The 24,710-nt window shown below is 46.6% G+C and carries 25 protein-coding genes; 6 read left to right on the top strand and 19 right to left on the bottom strand.

Features of this window, described 5'->3' with window-relative positions:
- The first annotated feature begins 35 nt into the window (after positions 1-35).
- Genes NST47_RS28585 through NST47_RS28600 form a run of 4 tightly spaced genes read left to right on the top strand, consistent with a single transcriptional unit; the run spans position 36 to position 5,623 of the window.
- Positions 36-854 carry an SDR family NAD(P)-dependent oxidoreductase gene (locus NST47_RS28585; protein WP_341158160.1) on the top strand — a complete coding sequence of 273 codons (819 nt, stop codon included), beginning with the start codon at positions 36-38 and terminating at the stop codon, positions 852-854.
- Between the two features lie 18 nt (positions 855-872).
- Positions 873-1,949, top strand: coding sequence for a lactonase family protein (locus NST47_RS28590; RefSeq protein ID WP_341158161.1), 1,077 nt, complete (start codon positions 873-875; stop codon positions 1,947-1,949).
- 24 nt (positions 1,950-1,973) lie between these two features.
- Positions 1,974-4,628: a hypothetical protein gene (locus NST47_RS28595; protein ID WP_341158162.1), complete on the top strand. Its 2,655-nt coding sequence runs from the start codon at positions 1,974-1,976 to the stop codon at positions 4,626-4,628.
- Positions 4,628-5,623 carry a Gfo/Idh/MocA family protein gene (locus NST47_RS28600; protein WP_341158163.1) on the top strand — a complete coding sequence of 332 codons (996 nt, stop codon included), beginning with the start codon at positions 4,628-4,630 and terminating at the stop codon, positions 5,621-5,623. The genes NST47_RS28595 and NST47_RS28600 overlap by 1 nt, the downstream gene beginning before the upstream one ends.
- Positions 5,624-5,796: 173 nt before the next feature.
- On the opposite strand, the gene NST47_RS28605 is transcribed toward NST47_RS28600, so the two are convergent.
- The 13 genes from NST47_RS28605 to NST47_RS28665 form a co-directional block, all read right to left on the bottom strand.
- The gene (locus NST47_RS28605) at positions 5,797-5,937 is read right to left on the bottom strand and encodes a hypothetical protein (RefSeq protein ID WP_179097565.1); all 141 of its coding nucleotides are present in this window, start codon (positions 5,935-5,937) and stop codon (positions 5,797-5,799) included.
- Between the two features lie 355 nt (positions 5,938-6,292).
- The gene (locus NST47_RS28610; RefSeq protein ID WP_341158164.1) at positions 6,293-6,559 is read right to left on the bottom strand and encodes an S-layer homology domain-containing protein; all 267 of its coding nucleotides are present in this window, start codon (positions 6,557-6,559) and stop codon (positions 6,293-6,295) included.
- A gap of 13 nt (positions 6,560-6,572) precedes the next feature.
- Positions 6,573-7,736, bottom strand: coding sequence for an oligogalacturonate lyase family protein (locus NST47_RS28615; protein WP_341158165.1), 1,164 nt, complete (start codon positions 7,734-7,736; stop codon positions 6,573-6,575).
- Positions 7,737-7,949: 213 nt separating this feature from the next.
- Complete coding sequence (locus NST47_RS28620) at positions 7,950-8,093, bottom strand: ABC transporter permease subunit (RefSeq protein WP_341158166.1); 144 nt, start codon at positions 8,091-8,093, stop codon at positions 7,950-7,952.
- 65 nt (positions 8,094-8,158) lie between these two features.
- Positions 8,159-8,974: an SDR family NAD(P)-dependent oxidoreductase gene (locus NST47_RS28625; protein ID WP_341158167.1), complete on the bottom strand. Its 816-nt coding sequence runs from the start codon at positions 8,972-8,974 to the stop codon at positions 8,159-8,161.
- Positions 8,949-9,731 (bottom strand): SDR family NAD(P)-dependent oxidoreductase, encoded by a 783-nt coding sequence (locus NST47_RS28630; RefSeq protein ID WP_341158168.1) that lies wholly within the window; start codon positions 9,729-9,731, stop codon positions 8,949-8,951. Before NST47_RS28630 ends, NST47_RS28625 begins: the two co-directional genes overlap by 26 nt.
- A 9-nt stretch (positions 9,732-9,740) precedes the next feature.
- Complete coding sequence (locus NST47_RS28635; protein ID WP_341158169.1) at positions 9,741-10,736, bottom strand: sugar phosphate isomerase/epimerase family protein; 996 nt, start codon at positions 10,734-10,736, stop codon at positions 9,741-9,743.
- A gap of 24 nt (positions 10,737-10,760) precedes the next feature.
- Positions 10,761-11,528, bottom strand: coding sequence for an SDR family NAD(P)-dependent oxidoreductase (locus NST47_RS28640; protein ID WP_341158170.1), 768 nt, complete (start codon positions 11,526-11,528; stop codon positions 10,761-10,763).
- A gap of 26 nt (positions 11,529-11,554) precedes the next feature.
- On the bottom strand, positions 11,555-12,358 hold the full coding sequence (locus NST47_RS28645; RefSeq protein ID WP_341158171.1) for an SDR family NAD(P)-dependent oxidoreductase: 804 nt from the start codon (positions 12,356-12,358) through the stop codon (positions 11,555-11,557).
- A 334-nt stretch (positions 12,359-12,692) separates the two neighbouring features.
- Positions 12,693-13,049: a hypothetical protein gene (locus NST47_RS28650; RefSeq protein ID WP_341158172.1), complete on the bottom strand. Its 357-nt coding sequence runs from the start codon at positions 13,047-13,049 to the stop codon at positions 12,693-12,695.
- Positions 13,050-13,126: 77 nt separating this feature from the next.
- Complete coding sequence (locus NST47_RS28655; RefSeq protein WP_341158173.1) at positions 13,127-13,249, bottom strand: YjcZ family sporulation protein; 123 nt, start codon at positions 13,247-13,249, stop codon at positions 13,127-13,129.
- A gap of 92 nt (positions 13,250-13,341) precedes the next feature.
- On the bottom strand, positions 13,342-14,046 hold the full coding sequence (locus NST47_RS28660) for a hypothetical protein (protein WP_341158174.1): 705 nt from the start codon (positions 14,044-14,046) through the stop codon (positions 13,342-13,344).
- A gap of 70 nt (positions 14,047-14,116) precedes the next feature.
- Positions 14,117-14,788, bottom strand: coding sequence for an O-methyltransferase (locus tag NST47_RS28665; protein ID WP_341158175.1), 672 nt, complete (start codon positions 14,786-14,788; stop codon positions 14,117-14,119).
- A gap of 332 nt (positions 14,789-15,120) precedes the next feature.
- Here NST47_RS28665 and NST47_RS28670 point away from each other — a divergent pair, with 332 nt between their 5' ends.
- Positions 15,121-16,023: a LysR family transcriptional regulator gene (locus tag NST47_RS28670; RefSeq protein ID WP_341158176.1), complete on the top strand. Its 903-nt coding sequence runs from the start codon at positions 15,121-15,123 to the stop codon at positions 16,021-16,023.
- Positions 16,024-16,045: 22 nt separating this feature from the next.
- Here NST47_RS28670 and NST47_RS28675 read toward each other — a convergent pair whose 3' ends face one another.
- From NST47_RS28675 to NST47_RS28700, 6 genes are all read right to left on the bottom strand, one after another.
- Positions 16,046-17,134 (bottom strand): Ger(x)C family spore germination protein, encoded by a 1,089-nt coding sequence (locus NST47_RS28675; RefSeq protein WP_341158177.1) that lies wholly within the window; start codon positions 17,132-17,134, stop codon positions 16,046-16,048.
- On the bottom strand, positions 17,131-18,228 hold the full coding sequence (locus tag NST47_RS28680) for a GerAB/ArcD/ProY family transporter (protein WP_341158178.1): 1,098 nt from the start codon (positions 18,226-18,228) through the stop codon (positions 17,131-17,133). Before NST47_RS28680 ends, NST47_RS28675 begins: the two co-directional genes overlap by 4 nt.
- The gene (locus NST47_RS28685) at positions 18,225-19,670 is read right to left on the bottom strand and encodes a spore germination protein (RefSeq protein WP_341158179.1); all 1,446 of its coding nucleotides are present in this window, start codon (positions 19,668-19,670) and stop codon (positions 18,225-18,227) included. The genes NST47_RS28680 and NST47_RS28685 overlap by 4 nt, the downstream gene beginning before the upstream one ends.
- A 171-nt stretch (positions 19,671-19,841) precedes the next feature.
- Positions 19,842-20,810 carry an arsenic resistance protein gene (locus NST47_RS28690; RefSeq protein WP_341158180.1) on the bottom strand — a complete coding sequence of 323 codons (969 nt, stop codon included), beginning with the start codon at positions 20,808-20,810 and terminating at the stop codon, positions 19,842-19,844.
- Between the two features lie 198 nt (positions 20,811-21,008).
- Positions 21,009-22,181 carry an FAD-dependent oxidoreductase gene (locus tag NST47_RS28695; protein ID WP_341158181.1) on the bottom strand — a complete coding sequence of 391 codons (1,173 nt, stop codon included), beginning with the start codon at positions 22,179-22,181 and terminating at the stop codon, positions 21,009-21,011.
- Between the two features lie 151 nt (positions 22,182-22,332).
- On the bottom strand, positions 22,333-23,061 hold the full coding sequence (locus tag NST47_RS28700) for a class I SAM-dependent methyltransferase (protein WP_341158182.1): 729 nt from the start codon (positions 23,059-23,061) through the stop codon (positions 22,333-22,335).
- A gap of 290 nt (positions 23,062-23,351) precedes the next feature.
- Here NST47_RS28700 and NST47_RS28705 point away from each other — a divergent pair, with 290 nt between their 5' ends.
- Positions 23,352-24,536 carry an MFS transporter gene (locus tag NST47_RS28705; protein ID WP_341158183.1) on the top strand — a complete coding sequence of 395 codons (1,185 nt, stop codon included), beginning with the start codon at positions 23,352-23,354 and terminating at the stop codon, positions 24,534-24,536.
- Positions 24,537-24,710 lie beyond the last annotated feature (174 nt).

The raw sequence follows: 24,710 nt of genomic DNA on the forward strand, positions 1-24,710 counted from the left end.
CCCGGATTCATCAAACCTGTAGGAGGAAATCAAACATGGGAACAAGATTAAAGGACAAAATCGCTATGATTACAGGATCATCGTCCGGTATCGGAAGAGCAAGTGCCGAGATATTTGCCGAGGAAGGTGCTCATGTCATTGTTAATGACGATGGAGGCCGCGAAGGTCTGGGTCAGCAGGTCGCTGACGGGATTATTGCTAATGGAGGTTCGGCCAGTTATTTTAAGGCAAACGTATTTAAAAGCGAGGATTTGAAGCAGCTGATCGAGCATGCTTATGAAACCTATGGCCGACTGGATATCCTGATGAACAATGCCTATAAAGGGCATACGGCTTCTGTTCTCGAGCAGGAGGAGGAAGACTGGGATCAGGTCTTCGCTTCTTCGGTCAAAGCCGTATTTCTGGGCAGTAAATATGCACTGCCAGGCATGATTCAGGCAGGTGGAGGCTCGATAATCAATACAGCCTCCGTACATGGGCTTCTCGGCGGCAGACGGCATGCTTCTTATGATGCCGCCAAAGCCGCCATTATTAATCTGACCCGACAGATGGCTCTGGATTACGGAAAGCATGGCATTCGGGTAAATTCTATCTGCCCTGGCAGAATTGTGACGGAAGGGAAAATCGATTTTCTGGAAAAATATCCGGAAGAGGTTCGTCGTCAAAAAGCCGTTTACCCTCTGGGCAGACCTGGAACGATGCGTGAAGCCGGATTGGCCGCACTCTTCCTTGCCTCCGACGATGCATCATTCGTTACGGGTCATGCCCTTGTTGTAGATGGTGGTCTGACCGCCCAGCTGGCGGATAGTGTATCCGAATCTCTCGAAGAAGGATTAGGCATTCTCAAGTCATAATAAATGAGGACAACGATTATGAGGTCACAATCAACCATTTATGCTTACATCGGGACGCAAACCGATAGCACAAGCGAAGGTATCTACGTGTATCGAATGAATCCGGCTACCGGTGAACTGGAGCATATCAGTACGACAGCCGGTGGTATCAATCCGACTTACTTGGCTATTGGTCCGTCGCAACGGTATCTGTATGCGGCGAATACAATTGAAGGCGAGGGCCTGATTAGCGCCTTTGCCATAGATCCGCATACGGGGCAGCTGACCTTTCTCAATCAGCAGCCCTCCGGCGGCTCCAAGCCTGTCCATCTGATTGTGGATCGGACAGGAAAATTCGTGCTGGCTGGCAATTTTGGTGATGGCAGCGTGTGCGTCCTGTCTATAGAAGCAAACGGCCAGCTGGGAATGATGACCGATTTCGTCCAGCATACAGGCTCCAGCATTCATCCAATACGCCAATTCGGTCCACGTGTCCATTCCATAACGCTCGACCCTGCCAGCCGCTTCGCGGTTGCCGCCGAGTATGGGGCCGATCAATTACGGGTTTACCGTCTGGACGCCGATCACGGGGAATTACAACCCGGTATCGTTCCACGGATTCCAATCGAAGCCGGCTCAGGTCCTCGTCATTTCGCCTTTCATCCCAACGAACGTTGGGCCTATGTCATCAATGAGCTGAGCAATACGTTGATGAGCTACGACTATGATGCGGACGAAGGCATTCTCAGTCTGAAGGAAACCCTCTCCACGCTGCCATCCGACTTTACAGACCGCAGCAACTGTGCGGATGTGCAGGTAAATGCTGCAGGTACGTTTGTGTACGGTTCGAATCGTGGGCATAACAGCATCGTCATTTATGCAATCCAACCCGATACGGGTGAGCTTAGTCTCGTTGGCCATGAACCAACGCAAGGAAAAGCGCCGAGGAGTTTTGTCATCGACCCGACAGGCAGTTATGTATTCGTCGCCCACCAGGATACAGACAATGTTGTGGCATTTACTGTAGACCGTCAAACCGGACTGCTGCAGCCTACAGGTCATAACATCAAAGTGCCGATGCCGGTTTGCATCAAAATGATCTCACTGCCCCAATAATAAGAATCAAAGGAGAGAACAGCTTTGTCAAACGATATTTCAAACCAGGAAACTCTAACAAAAGTCGCCATTATATACGATAATCGGGATCCTTTCACCTCGCATACCTCCATCATTTGGGCAATAAACCACTTGACAGCAGCTTTGGAAAGCCGTCAGGTGAGTACCGTTCTCGCCAATACTTCTGATAACGTTCCTGAGGCTGCCGTGAAGATCGTCATGGCCGGCCCGGAATCGTCACTTGTACATTCGGCGCTGAAGGCTGCCAATCTGAGCTTGCCTGCTGAAGCAGAATCTTTTGCGATTGCAGCGTCAGGTGGCGTACTTGTTGTATCTGCTATGGACGCTCGCGGTTTGATCTATGCCATACTTGAGCTGACAGACCGTATCCAGCACAGTTCCCATGTCATTGAGGAACTGCTTTCCATAGAGTCCTTTGCCGACAAGCCAGCAAATGCGATCAGGAGCATCACCCGGTTATTCTCATGTGAGCCGGAGGATAAGCCATGGTTCTATGACAAATCATTTTGGGATGAATATTTGACCGAGCTCATTACTCAACGGTTCAACAGATTCAGTCTTGCGCTGGGCATGGGCTACGATTATGGACATGACCCGGATGTTCACGATAATTATTTGTGCTTCAGCTATCCCTTCCTGCTTGACGTTCCTGGCTATGATATCAAGGTTACGGAGCTACCGGACGAGGAAAGACAGCGCAATTGGGAAATGCTCCGCTATATCGGAGATGAAGCCAAGCGCAGAGGCTTGCATTTTCAGCTCGGCTTGTGGAATCATTCCTATATATTCACGGATAGCCCCAATCAGAACTATACAATTGAAGGAATTACTCCTGACAATCATGCCGAGTACTGCCGCGAAGCGATTCGGGTTCTGCTGAGGGATTTCCCGGCCATCGATGGACTTACGTTCCGGGTCCATTATGAGGGAGGTATTCCAGAGCCCGCTTACGAATTTTGGCGTGTGGTTATGGAAGGAACGAAGGATGCCGGACGTCGGATAGAAATCGATATGCATGCCAAAGGCGTCAATGATGAGCTGCTGAAGGTTGCTTTAAGTACAGAGCAGCCGGTTTACTTGTCCCCCAAATATTGGGCTGAGCATATGGGACCTTCCTATCATCAAGCCGCAATCCGCGACGCCGAATTTTTCCAGCCGGTTAACCAGACGATGAGTATGTCATCCATTACACAGCTATCACGCAGATTTACACGATATGGCTATGCGGATTACTTGCAGGAGGATCGTCAGGTCGGTATCTTGTTCAGGCTCTGGCCCGGCACGCAAAAGCTTCTGCTGTGGGGTGATCCGGCTATCGCTGCCGGTTATGGACGCTATTCCAGCTTTAGCGGCAGCCAGGGCATTGAATTATGCGAGCCATTAACGTTCAAGGGCCGCAAAGGATCGGGCCGTGAAGGTGGACGCGAGCCTTATCTGGACACGGAGCTGCAGCTGCAGGGCCGCGATTGGCTTAAATACAAGTACACGTACCGTTTATGGGGACGTTTATTGTATAACCCGGACGCGAACCCTACCTCCTGGCAGCGCTACCTGAACAGTGAGTTTGGCGAGGCAGCCTCTTCCTATGAGCAAGCCCTTGCGCATGCCAGCCGAATTTTGCCGCTTGTTACCGTAGCGCATCTTCCGTCTGCCGCGAATGTTATTTATTGGCCGGAAATGTATACCAACCTGCCGATAGTGGCAAACGAGACCAGCAGTTACTACGATTTTGACACTCCAAGGCCGGGAACCTTCGGTACGGCTAGCCCGCTCGATACGGCGCTGTTTTATCGGGTTGACGAATTTGCCGATGACATTATCCAAGGCTTCCGTAAAGGGAAATATTCGCCTCTAGAAACAGCCGGGCGTCTGGAGCAGCTCACAGACACTGCTGAAAAACACTTGTCCCAGGCTATCCGTGAATCACAGGAGCCGGAAGCACCTTCCTTTCGCCGCTTTGCGGTCGATGTGGCGATACTGATCGATCTCGGCCGTTTCTTTGCCAATAAATTCCGTGCTTCTCTGGCCTATGCGCTCTACGAGCGAACACACGATAGTACACAGTTGGAACAGGCATTGGAATTGACCCGATCCGCTACACTTACTTGGAAGCATCTGGTCTCTATTTCGAAGGATATTTATAATTCCGATATTACCTTTGGGTTTACACCTCATGTCAGAGGGCACTGGTCCGATCGCCTGCAAGCTATGGAAGATGATCTCACTCTTATGGAATTGAAAGCTTCCGCGATTCACGGGTTGGCAGTGAATACAGAGGATACAGAAAAAATGAAAGCCGCCTCCCTCTTCTTGCATGCAAAAAACGAGGCGGAACGGATCACTGTCAGCCATCAATCTCCAGATAAGCTTCGTAAAGGCGAAGCCTTGAATTTGCACCTTGCCGCTTCCAATGCATCAACTGTGTATACGATTAATTTGCATTACCGTCACGTCAATCAAGGGGAGCATTATGTTATCCTCGGGATGGCTCGGCAAGCTGATGGCTTATTCTCAGCTAGCATTCCTGCCGCCTACACAGACTCGCCTTATGGCTTGATTTATTTCTTTGAAATTCATGATCATGAGGGCGATGTGTGGATGCATCCGGGATTGAATGCCGAGCTTTCCAATCAGCCATACTATTTGGTTTCTTTATAATGGACAGATTATTGAATGTAGCCATTATCGGCTGCGGCAATTTAATGTATCACTTTGTGTATGACTGTATGAAGCGGCTCCCTTTCAGACTTGCCGCCGTAAGCCACACGGATGAAGCGGAATTAAATAGATTTACAGACAGGTATCACGTTCCGAAGATTTACCGGGATTACAAAGAAATGCTGCACTATGAGCAGTTGGATGCCGTGATTTGTTTTCCGGCAGATGTGCATTCCCATTACAGCATGGCCAAGGATTGTTTACTGGCCCAAGTCCATGTTTTTATGGAAAGACCTCCGTGTTTTACTAGGTTGCAGGCACAAGAACTACTGGAATTACAAATCCGTACGCAGAAATATGTGATGACCCGGTTTAATAAAAGATTTACAACCGCTTATATGATGGCCAAAGAACTTATCGAGCGGGAAGAGTTTGGTCCGGTCACGATGTTTTTGTCCAAATTTCAAGGCTCAGAGAGCGCATCGGATGAGCTTTTCCTCTTCAATCATGTCAGCCATCATATCGATCTGGCCAGATACCTGCTTGGGGAATTCAAATCTGTTCATGTGGATAAAATTAAGGTGAATGAGCATATGGTAGGATTTAACATTTCATTTATCGCTAATTCCGGAGCCATTGGCGTTATTCAATCAGGTTCCCTGCAAAAGATCGAATACCCGATGGAAAGAGTCGAAATTACCGGGATAGGCAGCAATGTGATCGTGGACAATATTCGCAGTGTCGAGTACAATCGACCCGCTCCAAAGAGGGACGGGTTTCAACTGGAAAAACTGGCTGATGGGGGCGATACGCTCCTATGGAACCCGAATCACGGCAATATGTCCAATTATTCTTATTATGGCTTTGAGCAGCAGATGTTTCATTTCATAACGAGCATTTTGAACGGTGTCGCTCCCATGCCTCACATGGGAGATACGATTCACACAATAGAGCAGCTTGAGCTCATCCATTCTTTGATTCAAGAAGAAAGCTAAGCACTATGGAAATTTCCCCCTGCGTATGGGATATTACAGCATCACAATTTCATTGTCAGCCACCTGCCAGGGTGGCTTTTTGACTAACAAAAAACCTCGGGGAGATTCTCCCCGAAGCTGCGTCTGATTGCTGTCTTGCTATTGAAAATTGCGTGCTTCTTCAGCACTTGCGATCATTCACTCGGTCTGACCGGGCCATCTAATTTTTTATCGAAGCCCGGGGAGCGCGGGTCCAATGGACTTCTAGCCCGGTCGGATTCAGGTTTACCCGGTTTGGATGGTCCTTCACTGTTGGTTCCCTTGAATTCAGTCATGTAAATTCCTCCTGTCCTGGTAGATTCTTTCCTATTTAATATGTCCTCTCAATAGCGTTTTATCCCAACATAGAATGATTGCTGCGCCCGCTCATCATATACTGCTCTCACAATCAATATTCAGCGCCAGAATTCGCCTATTGACGTTGATATGCGCTTTGCCCAAAACGCCTGACCGTTATAATTCAAAAACAAAGCTGCCTTAAATTTGACTTCAAGGCAGCTTTGCAAGAGGTTCATTTATTAGCCCTTGTACGTAAACATTTTCAGAAGCACCGTAACTACCTCTGCTCTTGTCGTTTATCATTCGGAGCAAATGCGTTTGCGCCTTTGCCCTCGATAATGTCAAGCTTTCTCATGGCTCCCACTGCGAATTTCGCCCATTCCGGAATGTCCTTGTCGTCTGCAAAGCCCGTTGTCGTCGACGTCTGAACTGACTGCCCATAGCTCTGGCGATCATCACTGCCATTTCCTGGCGAATAATTTCCGCATCCGGACGGAATATGCCGTACTCATAACCGCTGACAATACTGGCATGCACCGATTGCGCCACTGCATTCTGCGCCCAGCTGCTTATTTTTCTCCATATCGATGAATGGTCCACAACGAGCAATCGCTCCACTCGATGCCCCTGCTCAGCTTTGCTCCGTCTCTACCACATACACGGCACGCACGCCGTCCCGGTTTGTCGTGTAGTACACGGATCTATCATCGTGGCTAAAAACTGGATGCGGGTGGCTGTCCTGGGAGTCCCAGTTCGAGCCGTGCGGGCACAGGGGGCTCCAACGGATCGTCCCTTGCTCCCAATCCACGTGAAGCACACACAACCAGTCGCCGCCACCATGCCCGCTGGTCTCCCACCCTTCCGGATAGTAATAACCGTCCGTTACCAACAGGTCTGTGTACCGGTTACCCACGGTGAAATGACCGTATTTGGTGTACCCGGCAGGCAGCGCGATTTCCCAAACCCGCCCGTCATCCAGCCGATATTTGCCGATATAGTTGGATCCCCCGTCCCGGTAAGAGCCGTGGTAGATGACTGATTCTCCGTCCTTCTCCCACATCTCGTGGCATGTCCAGTCCCCACGGCTGCGTCCGGGCGCTTCTTCGCGAACGCGAATGTGGCGTTCGCCGTCCCACAGCCAGATGCGGCGGATCCCGCAATCCGATGGCCATTCGTGGTTGTACAGAATCAGATTCCGGTTCACCGGCGAAAATTGCACATGCGTGATCCAGGCACCCTCCACTCTTTCGGCGGAGAGCTGCTCTCCCGTTGTAGAATCGTAAACGCGCAGGTACGAGCTTAACCCCTCATTCCTGACGCGGGCGTCTATATCATAATCAGGCCTGCCGTTCTTCAAGGTAGCATACTCCAACGCGCGCTCATCCGTAGTCGGGACACACAATCGAGTACCGTCCGCGCTGACATGCGTGAATGCCGTAACCTGCCCCTCCGGCAGGCGGTTCAACACACGGGATTGTCCTGCCAGATCGACGCAGCGGATTTCATCGCCTTCGATGTAATACACGATCCCTCTGGCCGGGTCGAGACTGATGCTCGCTTTGCCCAGCCCTCTCCCCTCAACTCCATCGAAATACACATACTGCTTCAAATAACCGGAGCGAATTGACGTGAGCTGGCGAACCTCTCCGGTGTCTAACTGCTGTACGAACAGGTTCGGATAACCGTCCCGGTCGCTGATGAATACCAATGATTGATCGTCTTCCGTCAGACTTGATGAAGTAAAGTATAGCAATTGATCGTTAGATTGACCTTGCGTGATACGAACAGGCTCCACTTATTATCACTCCTTATTGGAACTTCTCCCGATATTAGGTCGGTGTCATGCCGAAGTATTTCTTAAAAATCCGGTTCAGAGCAGCCACCATCATCGGTGTGTTTTCCTTGTTGCCTCATCTCTTTTCCCTCCCTTTCATTAATAGTACCTAATTTGATTGTTTATGTGAATCATTCCTTTATGGAGCCAACCCTGGCACCATTTGCAAAATGCTTAAAGAATAAAGAAGATGTTCTTAATCGACGGCAGTGTAATGTTCAGCACTTGTTGAAACCGGCTGGCACCGTCCATTTGCGCCGCTTCGTACAACTGCGGATCTACTCCTGAATTGTAAGATAGGTAACACCATGTATACACAAAATACCGACTGCACCTGGCAATCGGCTTTTGAATCCATTATTGTAAAATCGAATATCCCTTTGCTACGATAATTTGAATCCAAGCCCCCCGTCTACAGTGAGCATTTGACCTGTGATTTGTCCTGCATGAGCAGAGCATACGAACAAAATCGCCGCCGCAATATCGTCCTCGGTTTGCAATCTGCCGAAGGGCATTTTGGATGCATGCTGCTCCGGCCAATTATCTTCTTCTCCATTAGCCTTCATCAGTGCCCTCTCTCCGTGAGAGGCTACCCAGCCTGGATGCACACAGTTGACACGGATGCCGTGCTTTGCTAAAGCGCGGGCTAAATTCCGGGTCAGCGTCACAACACCTCCCTTGGATATCGCGTATGCAAACAACTCTTCTCCTCCTACGGTCGAATGCAGCGAGCCTATGTTCACGATACATCCCCCGCCCTGCCTGATCATCAGGGGGACCGCCGCTCGGCACATCAGGTAAACACCTTTTAGATTGATATCCATCACACGATCCCAGAAAGTCTCATCTGTTTGCAGCAAATCAGCACGCGGAAAGATTCCAGCGTTATTGACTACAATATCGAGCCTTCCGAATTGCTGCTCGGCAACCGAAACCGCATGATTCACTTCGACTTCCCGGGACACGTCGCATTGGACATACACCGCTTCTTTACCTTCGCTCTGCCACTGCTTCGCAGCTTGCTCCCCGTCCGGGGAAGCGTCTGCTATGATGACCTTGGCTCCATTTGCCAGAAACTGCTTCACAATGGCGGCTCCGATTCCTCTGGCTCCGCCGGTTACCAATACGATTTTCCCATCAAAGTTCAAAATGGCTTCACCCTTTTCCTTATTCTTATTTCCAGCAAACGATCGTTTCACCAGTTAAATAATCTGCTTGCGGACCGCAGAGAAACATGACGATTCGGGACATATCCTCAGGTTGGGCAATCCGCTGCAGTCTGGACAAGCCTTCTTCATTGCTCACCGTACGTGTAGCTGAAAAGCGTGCTGTGTAGGTCGGTGCCGGTGAAATACAGTTGACATTCACATCATACGGCCTCATCTGCTGGGCCAGATTTCTTGTATAATGGGAGATGCCCAGCTTGGCAGCAGCATAAATGATGCCTGACGTAACGGGCACATGTCCTGCAATTGAGCCGACATTTACAATTTTGCCACTGCACCGTTCACGCATATGCTGACCTGCAAATTTGCACGTGTACATCGTAGACAGCAGGTTGCGTTCGACAACAGACCGGATATCCTCAACACGAATATCCAGGCAATCGTTCGGCTCCGGGCGTGGGGTATTGAAGCCAATGTCACCACCCGCATTATTGACGAGGATATCTATGGAACCCAGCATTTCTATCGACCGTGCAATCAATTGCTCAACCTGTTCAGGATCGGTGAGATCGGCAGCAATAAACCCGGATTTCACACCCAGCTCAACAGCTTCCTCAGCCACTGTAAAGCCGGAAAGTGCTTCGTTGAATTCCATCGATTTGGTTTCCGTTTCATCGTGAATAATTACATTAGCACCGGCACGGGCTAGATCCATTGCGTACTGTCGGCCAAGACCACGGCTGGAGCCGGTGACTAGCGCGTTTTTACCCCTTAAATCAAAATCTGCCATGACTGCACCTCAACTTTTCGCCAAATTTTCATGAGCGCGGAACTCCCGGATCAACGTTTTCAAATAGGCAAGGGCTGTATTCATTTGCGATTGTTCATAAGTAACTATGGCTGCGGGCGATTCGCCTTTCTCAAAGGGTGTTCTCCAATCGCCTGTTGCCTTAGCATGGTCATGTACATACCTCAGCAGGCGAGTAAGCTGTCTAGCAGAGCGCTCTGGGTATTCCGTCCAATAGTCCTCTTCAAGCACCCTAACGTTTCTTGCCTCCAAAGCTCCATGCTCCACGGACATCGTTACCTGAGGAGCCGCTACCGAGAAAATTCGCAGCAGTTCAGGGAAATCTACCACGCCTTGACCAAGCGGACTCCTTACCAGCCGATACCCTTCCTCATACCAATACAGGTAATAATCCTTCAAGTGAACATTTTTTACATAAGGGGCTACCCGGCGAAAAAAGTCATTGGGCTCTTCAGCGGTTGCCAGCGGATTACCCGTATCGAGGTTAATACCAAACCTGTCCGATTTGATGGTTTCGCACAGCCAGAGCAGTTCCTCAGAGGCCAAATCCTGATGATTTTCCACGGCTAGATTGACATCCGTTTGCTCCGCAGTTTCAGCCACTGCCTGAAAGGACGTAAGAAGCTGATCCAAAAATGGCTTCCACGTACCGGCCATATGTCTGCGATCGCCACCAAATTTGGCTCCGCCCACCACGGTCCGCACCGTTATTGCCCCCACCCGCTTGGCAAGCAGCAGCGCTTCCTTTAATGATTCAGGATCATAACCGCTTGCTGCGATATTCACGAACATCCCTTTGAACCGCGCGTAGTCTGCCACTTCATCGAGGTCATGTTCCTTCAATATTGGATAAGGGATCTCTATCCCTTCCAGTCCATAGCTTTCCGTAATATCCATCAGCTCTATAGGCGTGATTGGTTTGATGCCCGATTGCGGATGGATGCCCATTCCATAGGTTGTGCCATAAACCGTGAGACCGTATCTCAAGCGCTTCAGCCCTTTCTGATCGTATTATTGTGCCGTCCACCCTCCATCGATGACAATGGAAGATCCCGTCATGAAGCTGGATGCCTCTGAAGCCAAATAGATCAATAAACCTGTCAGTTCATTCGGATTACCCCAACGTTTAAGCGCAAGGTGATCGAGGAAAAATTGATTAGCCACTGGATTGTCGATCACCACCTTGTTAAGCTCGGTAGCGAATGGCCCCGGACATATGGCGTTAGCCGTTATATGGTGCTCAGCCCATTCCAGCGCCATAACTTTGGTTAGTTGAATTAATCCGCCCTTGCTGGAGCAGTAAGCAGAGCGTTCCGGGAGCGCGACGGTGCCGAGCATCGAGGACAGGTTAATAATTCTTCCATAGGCTTGCTTGATCATAAAGGGAACTACAGCCTTGGCGCATAGGAAAGGAGCCTTCAGATTCGTGCTTTGCACCAGATCCCAGCTCGCCTCATCATATTCCAGAATCGGCTTGCGCACGTTGATGCCTGCATTGTTGACCAGAATATCGATCCGTCCCAAGCTCTGCACCGTCTCGGCTGCCATACGCTGAACCTGCTCGCCATCCGTAACATCCACGGCTAATCCTATTGCCTGTTGTCCGGTTTCCTCACGGATTTGCCTTGCGCCTTCAGCGGCTTTCGCTTCATCCCTGCTCGTTACTGCCACACTTGCTCCAGCTTCTGCAAGCGCCTTGGCAAAAACTAACCCCAACCCTTGGCAGCCGCCAGTAATCAGGGCAACCCTGCCATCCAAATTAAACGTACTTAAACTCATTTTATTCCTCCTTCGAGTTCAGATATCTAGGCGTTCAGTTCATTCGCTGCCCATTCATAAGCCATTCGCGGCACTTGAGTCGCCAGCTTTCCTCCGCTAATATCGATCATGGTTCCGGTTATATAACTCGCATAGTCGGATGCCAGGTAACAAATCAGGTGAGCTATTTCCTGTTTATTGCCCCAACGCCGAAGCGAGAGATTGTCCAGCAGCTCCTTTTGCTCCTTAGGAGAACGATCCGCAAACCGATTCAAATCGGTAGGAATGACTCCAGGGGCATAACAATTCACCGTTATATTCCATGGCCCCAGCTCCCCGGCAAGCACTCGAGTAAAATGCACTATCCCTGCCTTGGATGCGGCATACGCTGCCCCACCCAAGCTCGGGATAATCGCGGCGAATGAGGCAGTATTCAGGATGCGTCCTGATTTTTGCCTTTTCATTATCGGCAGCACAGCCTTACACATAAGGAAGCTGCCCTTCAGATTGACATCCATATTGAGATCCCACACCTCCTCAGGTAAGCTCTCCACCAGACCACCGCTTGCAACACCTGCATTGTTAACAAGGATGTCGATTCGACCGTATTGGTGCTCAACCTCTTGAATCACCCTCTCGATCTCCGAGTATTCACGAATATCGCACAGCTGTTGAAAGCCCTCGAATTGATGCTCAGCGAATACTTGATGCAGCTCTGCCAAATGATCCGGATTCACATCCATGGCGACCGTCCTCACGCCTTCACTGGCTAAAGTGAGTGCAATCTCCCGGCCAATTCCCCGCCCCGCTCCTGTCACAAGAGCCACCTTTCCACGTAAATCAATATGCACAATCTATCCCTCCCATTTCTTCGACTATTAGCTTCTAAAGTTCATTAAATTATGTAAACCCTTACATATAGAAATAATACTCTTTTCCTCATACACCGAAGATCTTCAGCAGAAAGCAAACTTCATATCTAAAATATATGTACGTTTGTCCGGAAGGAGTACAGCGATGGGAAGAAATCATAAGCAGCACCGTAGCCTCGTCCTGGTTAAAATAGCAGCTTCCAGAGCTGCACAAAAAGGCCTACCGCGTACTTTTCGCGAGGCCCTATTGTATCTGTACATTATTCGTTTAAATATATATAACTCTGCAGCCAAGCTGATGAGTTCATGGAGTCTATTTCAAATCCTTGATCGATCCAAACGATTCAACGATTGCTTGTACCTGTTCTTCTGGCAAATATCTATAATCATCAACTGTCACATAGCTTTCATTCAATTGAATTCTGAAAAATCGGTTTCGTGGCAAGTGATCCTTGCCGTTTATCCATTCGCCAATTTTGCCATCTGCTAAATCAACCTTTTTAATGAGTATATCCTTTGATTCGCTCCAGATTTTACTGCTTTGGGTAATCTCCATATATTTATAAAATAAAGTAACTGAATGATCATTGACTCCGACATTCATAAAAGCGTTATCCTTAACCGCTACCTTCGGTATATATACAGTCGGTAGGCCTGCTTGATGGGCCATTTCTAATATGCTGCCTAATTGCTACTTCCCTTATTCCTGATTGTTTTATGTATCCTCCACGCAGGTGGAGGTGTTATTTAGATAAATGCGCGGCTGATAATAACCAACAAAATAAATAGTACAAGAATTGCACCCGTAGTCGTACCCAAACCATATCCTGCACAACTAGCGCAACTTCCGCCAACTCCTAATGCACCCATATGTCCCCCTCCTTCCGCCTTACATATTTGTATATTATGAACACCAGCGGAGATTGGATTGGACGCTTTGAAAAAAACATAATCAGATGTCTCTATTGATCCTGATCCTGGATCAAATCACCCAGCTTCACTTGATCCGTAGCTTGCAAAATCATGGACTGTTTCATCGTATCATAACGAAAATGGTAAACATCAATGAAGTCCTGTCCTGCCCCATAACCTCCTGTCACAATGAGTTCACCATTAGTTACCTGAAATGGATGATGCGGCAGCTGGCCTATATGCGTCCAGATTTGTTCTGGCTTCATCTCCAGCGTTATCGGAAAAGCCTTCCCGCCGCTTACTCCAAAAAGAAAAGTCTCAAGCGCATGACAGTCCGTATACCGCGGCACATAGGCATAAATATCGGTTTCTCCAAACGTATATTTCTTTATTTCGACAGGTGTCTCCTCAGGCTGTACAATTTCAAAATCAACAGGGAATGTCATTACTGTGCGCTGTGACCCATCCGATTGGGATTCCCATACCATGGCGTAATCTCCTGACCAGCTTAAATCAGTCTCCAATCCGTAACAGCTTGGTGCTCCCAAAGGAGCCGAGACTGCTTGGCCAGCAGGTTGCACGAGCAATTTTCCGTCAGCATGCTTACCCATTGCCCTGACCGAGTTATCCTCTTTCTTAACGTCTTTGTTATCTTCCGCTGCAGGAAGAGAGTTAAGCTTCTCTTCGCTTATGCGGTTTGTACAGGCAGTGAGTACAGCCCAGAGCAGCATCACCAATATCATCTTTTTTCTCATCCGCTTTGCCCCTTGAGTGAAACTTGTTAACCTATCTTATAGACGAAGGGCAAATGGATAAAGTTACCTATCAGCTGCTAACAATCCCCAATACAAAACCATCGTAGCCTTTACTGCCCACTGTCTGAATCGCTGTAGCCGAAATCCTTGATTGCTCAGCCAACAAGTCATAGAACTGCCTGACGCCTTGTACACGAGGGTCCTGGCTATTTGCATTAATGACCTCACCATCACGAATGACATTGTCTCCTATAATGACAGTTCCAGGGTGGGAGAAATGAAGTGCCCATTTTAAATAGTTGGGATTATTAGGTTTGTCAGCATCAATAAATATGAAATCAAAAGGTTGTACGCCTTCATCTTTCATCTGGGCCAATTGAGCCAAGGCATCACCTACCCGAATCGTTATAAGTCCATCCAGCTGTGCAAGGGTTATGTTAGCCTGTGCTACCTGAGCATGAAGGGGGTCAAGCTCCAGGGTGATCAATTGTCCATCAATCGGTAGTGCTCTCGCCATCCAAATGGTACTGTATCCGCCCAGTGTGCCAATCTCCAGAATACGACGTGCGCCTTTCATTTGGACAAGCAGGTTTAATAGCTTACCTTGATTCGGCGTTACATCAATTGCTGGCAGCCCTGCCTGATGATTGGCAAATAACACTTGTTCCAGCACAGCATCATGTGGAATCAGACGCTCTATAACATATTGATCGACCTTATCCCAAGTTTTCGCTTGATTCATATGGATCACTTCTCCCTCATTCATTTTAGAAGTCCGTTGAATACATCTCGCTGCGCGGCCAAATATCCTTCCGAGATGATGCTTACGAAGCCAGTTTGCCTAAGCAAACTCTTAGCTGTTGTTTCCGTATTTTTTGATTCCATAAGATATTTAGCGGTAAAATTACGGAAACAAAGGCGAGCGCTTACGCTTCTCCAGGATCATTTGGCCGCTCCGCCCGGTTTTCACCGACCTTCTAGTTCTATTGTAAATGAGTTATAATCATAAATATAATATATCTTTTAATAAGATCGATATTTTAAATATATAAATTAAAAAGAGGAGCCGTTCAAATGAATCTGCATGCATTACGTTTATTTCATGTGATCGCCTCAACCGGAAGTGTGACACGCGCCTCAGAATTATTAAATATCAGTCAGCCTGCTATTACCGCTCAAATCAAGAAATTTGAAAAGGAATTGCTCCTCACCCTTTTGAAGCCTCAAGGAAGAGGCATAGCCTTAACCGATGCCGGTGAAGAGCTTGCTATACTGGCAAAAAGACTCTTCGCAGTCGAGCAGCAAATCGAACAATTTGCTCTCGATTACCGCAATGGCACCAACGGATGTATTCGATTAGCCGCTACGTATTTACCCGCTCATTTCCTGATTCCGACCTGGATTGCCAAGTTTAAACAGCAGTATGAACAAGTTGAGATGATTATTACGACGACCAATTCAAGTGACGCCTTGAAGCAGCTTTTACATGTGGATGTGGATATGGCTATCTACGGGGGATTACCAGAAGAATATGTGGATGAGATTCAGACCGAGGAATTGTTTCAGGATGAGCTATGGTTTGTTGTTGCACCGAATCACCGATACGCCAATCAGCAAGTAACCTTGCCGGAAATGATGAAGGAGCCTTTTGTCATGCGCGAGGAAGGCAGCTCCACACGTGAGCGATTATTTTCGTTATGTCGCACCTATAATTCACCGGCGCCTACAATCTCCCTGCAGTTTAATGGTCTGCATGAAGCTATTACAGCTGTTATCGCCGGATATGGTGCAAATTTCGTATCGTCATTGGTTGTACGCGAATATGTGAATCGTGGAGAGCTATGTCGGGTTCATGTGGATGGTATCCATCTCACCAATACGATTGCCATTTGTACGCGTAAAAACGAATCTTTATCTGCTTCTGCGACGAACCTCATTCAGATGATCCGCCATAATCCTTATAAGTATTCACTTTAATAAAATTAACTCGTTACTTTAGTTATTTCAACATCTGAAGTCCCGTATTTCTCAGCCTGGACACAATTTTCATTTCAATTGCTGCATGCTGGTACATTTCCGCCCAATCCTGGTTAGCAGCCAGCGTACCTCGAAAGCGATTTCCAAAACCAAATATGTCGGACTTTTTCTGCTTCGTTTGTTTAAATACTTTCTCAGCTCTCTCTTCAAGCTCCTTGCTGACTGACTTCTCAATTTCTGTTGTACTGTTCTGCGCTGACTGTGAAGAGTCCATTAGCGTCATTGTTAATAAGGTATGGATGCGAATGACTGGCTTGCCATCGATCATTTTCGAGGAGATCATGGTATTATTTTTGAGGATTTTCACATTGGCCCCTTCTGTCGTTTCAATTTCAAAATCGCTCATCTTTTGGGTAATGATTTCATAAATAAGTGTTTCTTCAGGTGTGAGCTTACCCACCATCTTGTCCTCTACAAAGAAGGCACTTCCTTTTAATTCAAACATATTCATATTACTTCTCACCAATAATGGCACGATATTTTGTTCCAAAGGGTTGTACATACGACTGAACAAGCGCCAAAGCGACACCTTGTTTTTTTGGGGAGTTCCACCGGCATAGGATTCAAAAAAAAGCTTGGTATAAATACCTGATAATTCTCCTGTAGGATTTGGTTTTGAAAATATTGGCTCCATACTGCCCGAAATCAAGGCTACCACCGTGCTTAACGGAAGGGTTCGATCTCTCACCGCGAATTCCAGGTAAGGTTTTACTCCCTTTTCGGCTAATTTCTGATCCAAAAAGATGGCTCTTGTCTCAGACAAATCAAGCGATTTGGGCAATCTCAATCGCAGCTTGTCCATTGCATCTACAACCGTATCTCCCTTTTGCTTGGCCATAAAATAGCTTTTATCGATTCCGCCTCCCCCTGACTGTGCCGTTTTGGTTATTGGAAACCGCACCAAAAGCGAAATTTTATTATCTTCGGTATGTTCGATTCCCAGGACGGCGACCAGCATTCGATTGTCTATATCCTTGACGTCCCAGCATCCTTGCAAGAGCATGCATAAGATCACGATACCACCCAGGCGGAGAAGTTGTGTTGGTTTCATGGCTGATGCTTCTTCCCTTTCTGTATCCGATATTTGATAAGGATAGCTGCCGGAATGACAAATACGACATATAAACGAAGTGGGGTTGCCCAGATAGCCGCTTGTTCTATCCAGTTCCATGAAGGTACAATTAACGCCAAACCATATGTCAGCACACCCGTGATTACATACAACAAATTTTCCTTAAACTTGGGAAGCAAGGTACGGATTCCGACGACGAAGCAATGGATCATTAGAGCCATGGCCAGTATGACATATATCATAGATACGGAAACAAACACAGCCGTTAGATTTTCAATGACCAGCCAGTAGTGACTTATCGAATCCATTTTGGTTATGTACGGGAAGGTAAGGCTTCTCGTTAGTTCGGGACCAAAGGTCAAAATGGGAAAGTACACGGCCCCAAATATAATTGGCAAAAAAAAGACTGCGGCTATTCCATACGGTTTCCAGAGCTGCTTGGGCTTATGCGTATAGGCACCCGTAACTGCAAAATAAATAAAACCTGTCCATATATATGAAGAGGCATAAAATGAGGCATGCTGTAAAAAATCACCATTACTAGGCAGCCACGGTTTTCCCAGCTGAAGCTGTATGTCACTCAGACTTAACAGGGTTAGTGCAATAGATAATGGAACACTAACAATCACGAATACGCCCGCTGTACGAACAATCGAAATAAGTCCACCAGATGCCAAAAATGCGGAGACAAAAACGACCCCGCTTAAAAACCATTGAGGTGTTGTGTGCAGCATGGTCATGGAAATCATTTCACCATGCGCACGAATCATCATAACAATGGAGCTCCCGACAAACGAAAGCAGAGGTATAATGAATATTAAACTTCCCATCATGCCAAATTGATGCATACAAATAGTAAAAGCATCTTTTCCTGGCTCCAAGGCCAACATACAGCTATACAGCCATGCACCAAACATACCGAGCAGCATCCAGATGACGATAATCATCCAATAACTCTCGTTCGTAGCTTGAATGATAAAATACGGATACAGAAAAAATGAAGTACCCCCAAATATCATAATCTGCAATACAAAATATTGGCTAAAGGAAATTTGCAGCTTGGATGGGTTCAAGTTCCCTGCCTCTTCTCTTTCCACAAATTCATGAGAAATTTAATTGAAAAAGGATGCATTTTTGCAAGCAGACCGATCCCCCGTGAGCGAACCCGAGCTTTGGGCCCAATAGGTGTCAGATACGACACACCAAAGGATTCAATACGGGAAAGAAAAATAACCATGATCACAAAACAAATCACAATGCCCAAAACTCCGATTATACTGGCCCCTAACAGAACAAAATATTTTAATAGTCTTTGTACAAGCCCCATTTGATAATCGATTACAATAAAATTTGTAATGGCCGTAGTTGCAGCTACGATCACCAGCAGATTGCTTACTATATTGGCTTGAATAATCGCTTGGCCGAGCACGACACCACCTACCATGGTCACTGTGGAACTGATTGACTTAGGCAGACGAACTCCGGCCTCTACTATGAAATCCAGAATCAATAACATGAGCATGGCTTCAATCAAGACAGGATAGGGCACGCCTTCTCTGCTCGCTGCAGCGGCAAGACTAATCTCCAACCGATTGACATCAATGTTAACTGAGGTTATCGCCACATAAAAGCCCGGCAAGAACAAATTCATCATTAAAGCAGCAAACCGCAGCACCCTTAGAAAAACAGCAACAAAAGGAGAGAGATACTTGTCCTCGGCTGATTGCCAGAAATCGACGAAAGCGGTTGGTGCAATAATGGAGAAAGGCGTCCCTTCAAGAATAATAATAACTTTTCCATCCAAAAGGGAAGCTGCAGCTCGATCCGGGCGTTCTGAGGTAATAGCAATAGGATACAAATTAAAAGTAGAATGGTTATTCATTAATCGTAGAAGCTCTCCCGAGTCCTGAATACCATCTACATCAATCTGGCTGATCTGGTCGCATATATGTTGTACCAGACTGGTTTCTGTTACATCCTTCAGGTAAACGACGCCCACCCTGCTATGCATTACGTTACCTACGGTAGATTCCCATATTTTTAAGCGCGATGTTTTCATTCTTTGGCGCAGTAAGGCAACATTTGTTTGATAATTTTCATTGAACGCATACATCGGCCCTTGGATCACACTCTCGGTTTGAGGTGACTGCACCGCACTTTGATGCGGATAATACGTCTCCAGAATGATTCCATTGGATGAATGTGACATGCATAATACGGTCTTCCCGCTACATATAGAGCTCTCGCATGTATCGAAGTTTCCTTCTGCATATTTAGTTCCATAAAAGCTTTCCAACACCGTATGAAGCTGGTTTTCTTCCATCGAAGCCACATGAAAACCTAAATGATCGGAACCAACAAGTGTCGATAAATAACAAAGATAGACCTTTTGGGACTCCATTTCACCAATGCAGACGACTTCAAAATCCGCTGCATCCTGGAAAGCTTCTTGCAGTGAGGTGAGAAGGAAAGTATGATTCGCTGACTTTAACATCTTCAGAATAATCGGATTCATTTTATTACCAATCGCTATCACCTCAATCATTCGATTCTGCACCAAGTCCCTAAAGATTAATATTCCAAATATGGGTAATATCTATACCCCAACCTGAGTAAAGCCATCTTTCCTGAACACGTACATCCGAGAATGTGGAAAAGGACCACCAGTTGGCAGTCCTTTCTCAAATTATTGCTTATCACGAATCAGATAACCTGGAATTACACGAATATAAATGAGCTCACCTGCCAATTCCACGATCGTTTGAGTGACAATAACCGCAGCTACCAGCCCATCTAACGGATTCGGTAATGCATAAGCAAACGGTAAGACAACCAGTGAGTTGCGTGTGCCCCCGCTAAAAACGAGCGCACGGGCAGCCGAAACGTCCAATCGAAACCATTTGGCCAGCTGAGCTGCGACAAAAGGCATAATGACCATAAAGGCGATATAAATTGGAATTGCGTATATGATGACTTCATAATATTCATAGATGCGGCTGATCTGGGACGCTACAATCACAAAAAGTGTTAAAGCCATAAAGGGCACCGGAAGCCATGCGGCACCATCTAACATCAGTTCTCCCATTTTACTGCGGGCCGCCCATAGCTGTGTACCCAAAGCAAGCAGAAGTGGAATCAGAATAAGTCCAATGAATGCTTCAAAAAAAGGCTCCAAGTGGATAAATGCAACAGCTTGAGCTCCGATAAAAAGCCATAGATACAAGGGCAGAAATAACATTTGGGTAATAAAAAGAAAAGGTGTCGAGATCAGCATGAGCTTTTCGTTGCCTCGTCCAAGGTGAGTAAAGACGATAACATAGTCAATGCAGGGGGCTAAAAGTACAAGCATAACGCCAAGTAATAGTGGTGGTTGATTAGGTAAAAAGCTCGTTAGCAGCCAGACTAATAAAGGAACAGCCGCATAGTTCGTAACGAGCAGGGCATAAATAAATCTTCGATTGGATAACGTTTCTTGTAAACGAAAAAAGGGAATTTGAGTGAACATGCTAAATAGTAGAATGGCAATCACGATTGAGGTTATATATCCAAATGTCGAAGAAAAAGCTGGCCACATCAACCCAATAACTGCAGCAACGATTAGGGTAATCGCATAAATCAAAATTTGTTTTTGCTCGAGCGTCTCTCTGGTAATCATAGTCTAATAAACGTCCCACCCCGATGTTAAAATTTCCATTTTATCATAGCAACTGCTGAACACATGCTGTCCGATGGAATCGCTAGTTTACAGCATACCATAAATATCCTGGGGATTGCAGCCAACCTCCAAATCTACCATTAAAGCAGGAGCTGGAGGTTGTTTGCTCTGTTCATAATTCATGATCAATAGAATAAATCATTTAAGTTCAGCCTGCTGATGATATTGATCAAACATTTCCTTCAATTTGGTTGCAGCGTCATCGGAGAAAATAAGCTGGAGATTCTTATCTGATTCCTCGGCTGATTGGGATGAGTAGACGTACATCTTCTTCTCGTATACGCTGACCGCTTCATCGAGATCGTCATAGTGAGCGAGGGCTAGCGCCAGCTCTGTTGCATCCAGCATCGCCAAGTTCACGCCTTCTCCGGCAAATGGAGACATCAGATGCGCAGCATCACCAATTAACGTGATACCCGACTTGAAGGCCCATTTCAGACCGACAGGCAGCATATAGATGCGTCTTGGGATCATCTTGTCGTTAGCGCAGTGGATATACTTCTTCAGCTGTTCATCCCAATCACTATAATACTCTAGCAGTTGCCTCTTCGCTTCCTTGGGCTGATTGAATGGAATGTTGCACGTATCCAGCCAGTCACGTTCGGCTCTAAAGCTTAAATATACCTTGATACGGCCATCTCCATTGAGCTGAGCAATAATCGCTTGATGATCGCCAAGACCAAACATCTTCCCACGAGCGTTAAAAGCGGCGAGTTCAGGATGAGCAGCGGCTGCATTGTCCACATTAAGCTCCACCATACTGAGTCCGCTATATTCGGCTTTGGCATCCGTGAGAAGAGAACGTATACGGGAGAAGGCGCCGTCGGCACCGACGACAAGATGGACGGTATCTACGTGCCCATTCTCAAAGCGAAGCTCATGCATCCCATTATCCAAAGGAATGGCTTCAATTAATTTATGCCCATAGTGAAGGCATTCAGGGTCGAGAGCGTTCAGCAGCAGATCACATAGGGCTCCACGATCAATTTCGGGACGTCCCCCGGTATCATCGATGCCAGCCACCTCATCCATATAAATATTGCCTGTTTTGTCAAGAAGCCGGAAGTCTTCTCCTTCATAGCGGGCAATCGCTTTAAATTGCTCGTAGAGGCCTGCTTCTTTAAGCGCAATTTGCCCGGTATCTTCATGAATGTCCAACGAGCCGCCACTCTCGCGGTTTTTATCCGAATCTTCGCGTTCATACACGACGGCTTTTATGCCGTGCCGCTGCAAAATCAGGGCTAACGTCAATCCGCCGGGGCCTCCACCTATAATTGCGATACGTTGTTCTTTTGCTGATGCTCCTGTCATCCTTTTCAGCTCCTCAAAGTTAGTTTGTGAATGTCTTAACTACTTTATAACATAACGAACATAGTTCGTAAAGAACAATGTTCGTTAAAACAAAAACCTCCTTCTGGTATGCTACCAAATGGAGGTTCAGCCTGTGTCTTATTAATAGGGATTATTGTTTTCGTGCTTTCACAATTAGAAAATGCGGGTTCTTCGAAAGCCGATCAAACCATCGCTTGTACCAATCCATGGATTCAGGTTTATCTTTGAACTCTATATCGGGCTGCGGCTCAACGATTCGGTCAATTACAAATTGTGCTGAGGTGACGTTAAGTATTTCCTGAAGAGGTCTCCTGTAAAATGTAACCTCTACGGGTCCGGATTCCTTTTTGTTCCAGGTTTCCTTCAGTAGCTCATGGGCAAAGTAATCGGGTCTATCAAAATGTTTAAAGTCCATAAAAGGATGATGCACAGAGAAAATCAGGCAGCCTCCCGGTTTCAGGATACGATGGAATTCACGAAAGGTGGGTTCCCAGTCATCGATGTAGTGAAGGGTTAATGAACTTACAATCAGGTTGAATGTCTCGTTATGGAACGGAAGTGTTTCAGCCAAATCACAAGTGAACACCGCTGTCTCTGAACCGACTCGTCTTTTACAAGCTTCTACCATGGCAGGACTTAGATCAACAGCCGTAACCTGAGAACCCCGTTTAATAAATTGCTCCGTATACCAACCTGCGGCACAGCCAGCATCCAGTACTGCAAGTTCACTCATATCGCTTGGCATAAGCTTCATCATCGCAGGTCGTTCATAATAAGCGTTATGTCCACTCGCAATATCCACATGTATTTCATAGTCTTTAGCAAGCTTTTCGTAAGCCTGGAGAACCTTTTCTTTCATTTCTTCACACCTTCCCTCTATTTGTCTGCACTTCACGTTATGTTAACGAATTCCACATTTAAGCTCATTTTCCTTGTTTTTATGCGCGAATAAGGTACTTGACGAACACCATCTTTAATTATATAGTTATACAAGTATCTAATTGAAAGCAAAAAAAGAAGGATGGTTTGCTGTGATTTAGTCTGTTTAATCCCGCCAGAGATGCTTGAGGTTTGAAGAAAATCGGCGCATGTGACTAGCGTCAATTGAGAGATTTACAACTACATGATAATTGGGAGATGATTTCAAAGGTGGCTCAATCCAAATCTTTAATTATATTCATCCTCGCATTCGGTATCTTTGGTATCATCAATACCGAAATGGGTGTAATCGGCATTTTGCCACAGATTTCCCAGCAATTTGGCATAACCGTATCCGATGCAGGTTTGCTTGTCAGCCTTTTCGCACTGGCTGTTGCGATCAGCGGCCCCTTCTTACCCTTGCTTTTTTCAGGAATGAATCGTAAGAACGCCATGCTCATGGTAATTGGACTTTTCGTTATCACCAATGTAATATCTGTTTATGCGCCTAACTTTACCGTGCTCCTAATAGCTCGGATTATCCCTGCGTTCCTGCATCCCGTTTATTTCTCGGTAGCTTTTACAGCAGCAGCCAGTTCCGTTAGCAAAGACCAGATTCCCAAAGTCATATCCAAAGTATTCATGGGCGTTACCGCCGGGATGGTCATTGGTACACCCATCACGTCTTTTATCGCGGACGTCATGTCGCTTGAAGCTTCACTTTGGTTCTTTGTTGTAGTCAATGCGGTAGCATTCGCAGCCATTCTCGCGTTCATTCCATCCATGCCTGTTAAGGAAAGACTATCCTATGGGGCGCAGTTGGGCGTGTTGAAGAAACCTCTGGTCTGGATCAGCATTGTGACTGTCGTTTTCTTGAATTCATCGATGTATGCCGTTTACAGTTTTTTTGCCGAGTATCTGGATACCGTTACTCACATGACTGGAAAACAAATCAGCCTGATGCTGGTATTATTCGGTGTCACCGGTATGGCAGGCAATCTACTAGCTGGTAAATTTCTAAGCAATAGAGCGATCGCAACAGCAATCGTGTTTCCATTTGTGTTTGGAGTCATTTATTTACTCATGTATTTGCTAGGGAATTTCACTATTCCGATGACGATAATTATCGCGTTATGGGGTGTGCTTTTTACCCTCGGGCTCAATATATCTCAATACTGGATTACTTCCTCGGCTCCAGAAGCGCCTGATTTTGCAAACGGCTTGTTTGTTGCCTTTGCCAATCTAGGCGTAACGGTCGGCACGCTAATTGGCGGTATGTTTATTGCAAGTATGGGCACTCATCATGTCATATGGTCCGGCATCATATTTCTGGCGCTTGGTTTTGTGACCATTATGCTAAGAACATCCCTTGGTTCAAAAAAAGCGAGATCTAAGCTAATCGTGACTAATCACTGATTGCCAGACAAGCAGCTCTTTTAGCAATAAGCATAGAGGGAACTACATTTCCCTTCTATGACTATTGCTAAATGGAGCTGTTTATTTGCTGTTATGAATCCGTCCCAATAGGATCAGAAATGTACGGGAGTGGAGGATCGATCGACCTGCCCTTCTCAAGAGAAATTTAATGCC

The organism is Paenibacillus sp. FSL H8-0034 (assembly GCF_038000305.1).
Classification (GTDB): Bacteria; Bacillota; Bacilli; order Paenibacillales; family NBRC-103111; genus Paenibacillus_S.

Bases quoted from the DNA above. Each gene is read 5' to 3' on its own strand.
- NST47_RS28585 (WP_341158160.1), top strand. From the start codon at position 36: ATGGGAACAAGATTAAAGGACAAAATCGCTATGATTACAGGATCATCG.
- NST47_RS28590 (WP_341158161.1), top strand. From the start codon at position 873: ATGAGGTCACAATCAACCATTTATGCTTACATCGGGACGCAAACCGAT.
- NST47_RS28600 (WP_341158163.1), top strand. From the start codon at position 4,628: ATGGACAGATTATTGAATGTAGCCATTATCGGCTGCGGCAATTTAATG.
- NST47_RS28605 (WP_179097565.1), bottom strand. From the start codon at position 5,937: ATGACTGAATTCAAGGGAACCAACAGTGAAGGACCATCCAAACCGGGT.
- NST47_RS28630 (WP_341158168.1), bottom strand. From the start codon at position 9,731: ATGGCAGATTTTGATTTAAGGGGTAAAAACGCGCTAGTCACCGGCTCC.
- NST47_RS28640 (WP_341158170.1), bottom strand. From the start codon at position 11,528: ATGAGTTTAAGTACGTTTAATTTGGATGGCAGGGTTGCCCTGATTACT.
- NST47_RS28650 (WP_341158172.1), bottom strand. From the start codon at position 13,049: ATGGCCCATCAAGCAGGCCTACCGACTGTATATATACCGAAGGTAGCG.
- NST47_RS28655 (WP_341158173.1), bottom strand. From the start codon at position 13,249: ATGGGTGCATTAGGAGTTGGCGGAAGTTGCGCTAGTTGTGCAGGATAT.
- NST47_RS28660 (WP_341158174.1), bottom strand. From the start codon at position 14,046: ATGAGAAAAAAGATGATATTGGTGATGCTGCTCTGGGCTGTACTCACT.
- NST47_RS28665 (WP_341158175.1), bottom strand. From the start codon at position 14,788: ATGAATCAAGCGAAAACTTGGGATAAGGTCGATCAATATGTTATAGAG.
- NST47_RS28670 (WP_341158176.1), top strand. From the start codon at position 15,121: ATGAATCTGCATGCATTACGTTTATTTCATGTGATCGCCTCAACCGGA.
- NST47_RS28675 (WP_341158177.1), bottom strand. From the start codon at position 17,134: ATGAAACCAACACAACTTCTCCGCCTGGGTGGTATCGTGATCTTATGC.
- NST47_RS28685 (WP_341158179.1), bottom strand. From the start codon at position 19,670: ATGAATCCGATTATTCTGAAGATGTTAAAGTCAGCGAATCATACTTTC.
- NST47_RS28690 (WP_341158180.1), bottom strand. From the start codon at position 20,810: ATGATTACCAGAGAGACGCTCGAGCAAAAACAAATTTTGATTTATGCG.
- NST47_RS28695 (WP_341158181.1), bottom strand. From the start codon at position 22,181: ATGACAGGAGCATCAGCAAAAGAACAACGTATCGCAATTATAGGTGGA.
- NST47_RS28700 (WP_341158182.1), bottom strand. From the start codon at position 23,061: ATGAAAGAAAAGGTTCTCCAGGCTTACGAAAAGCTTGCTAAAGACTAT.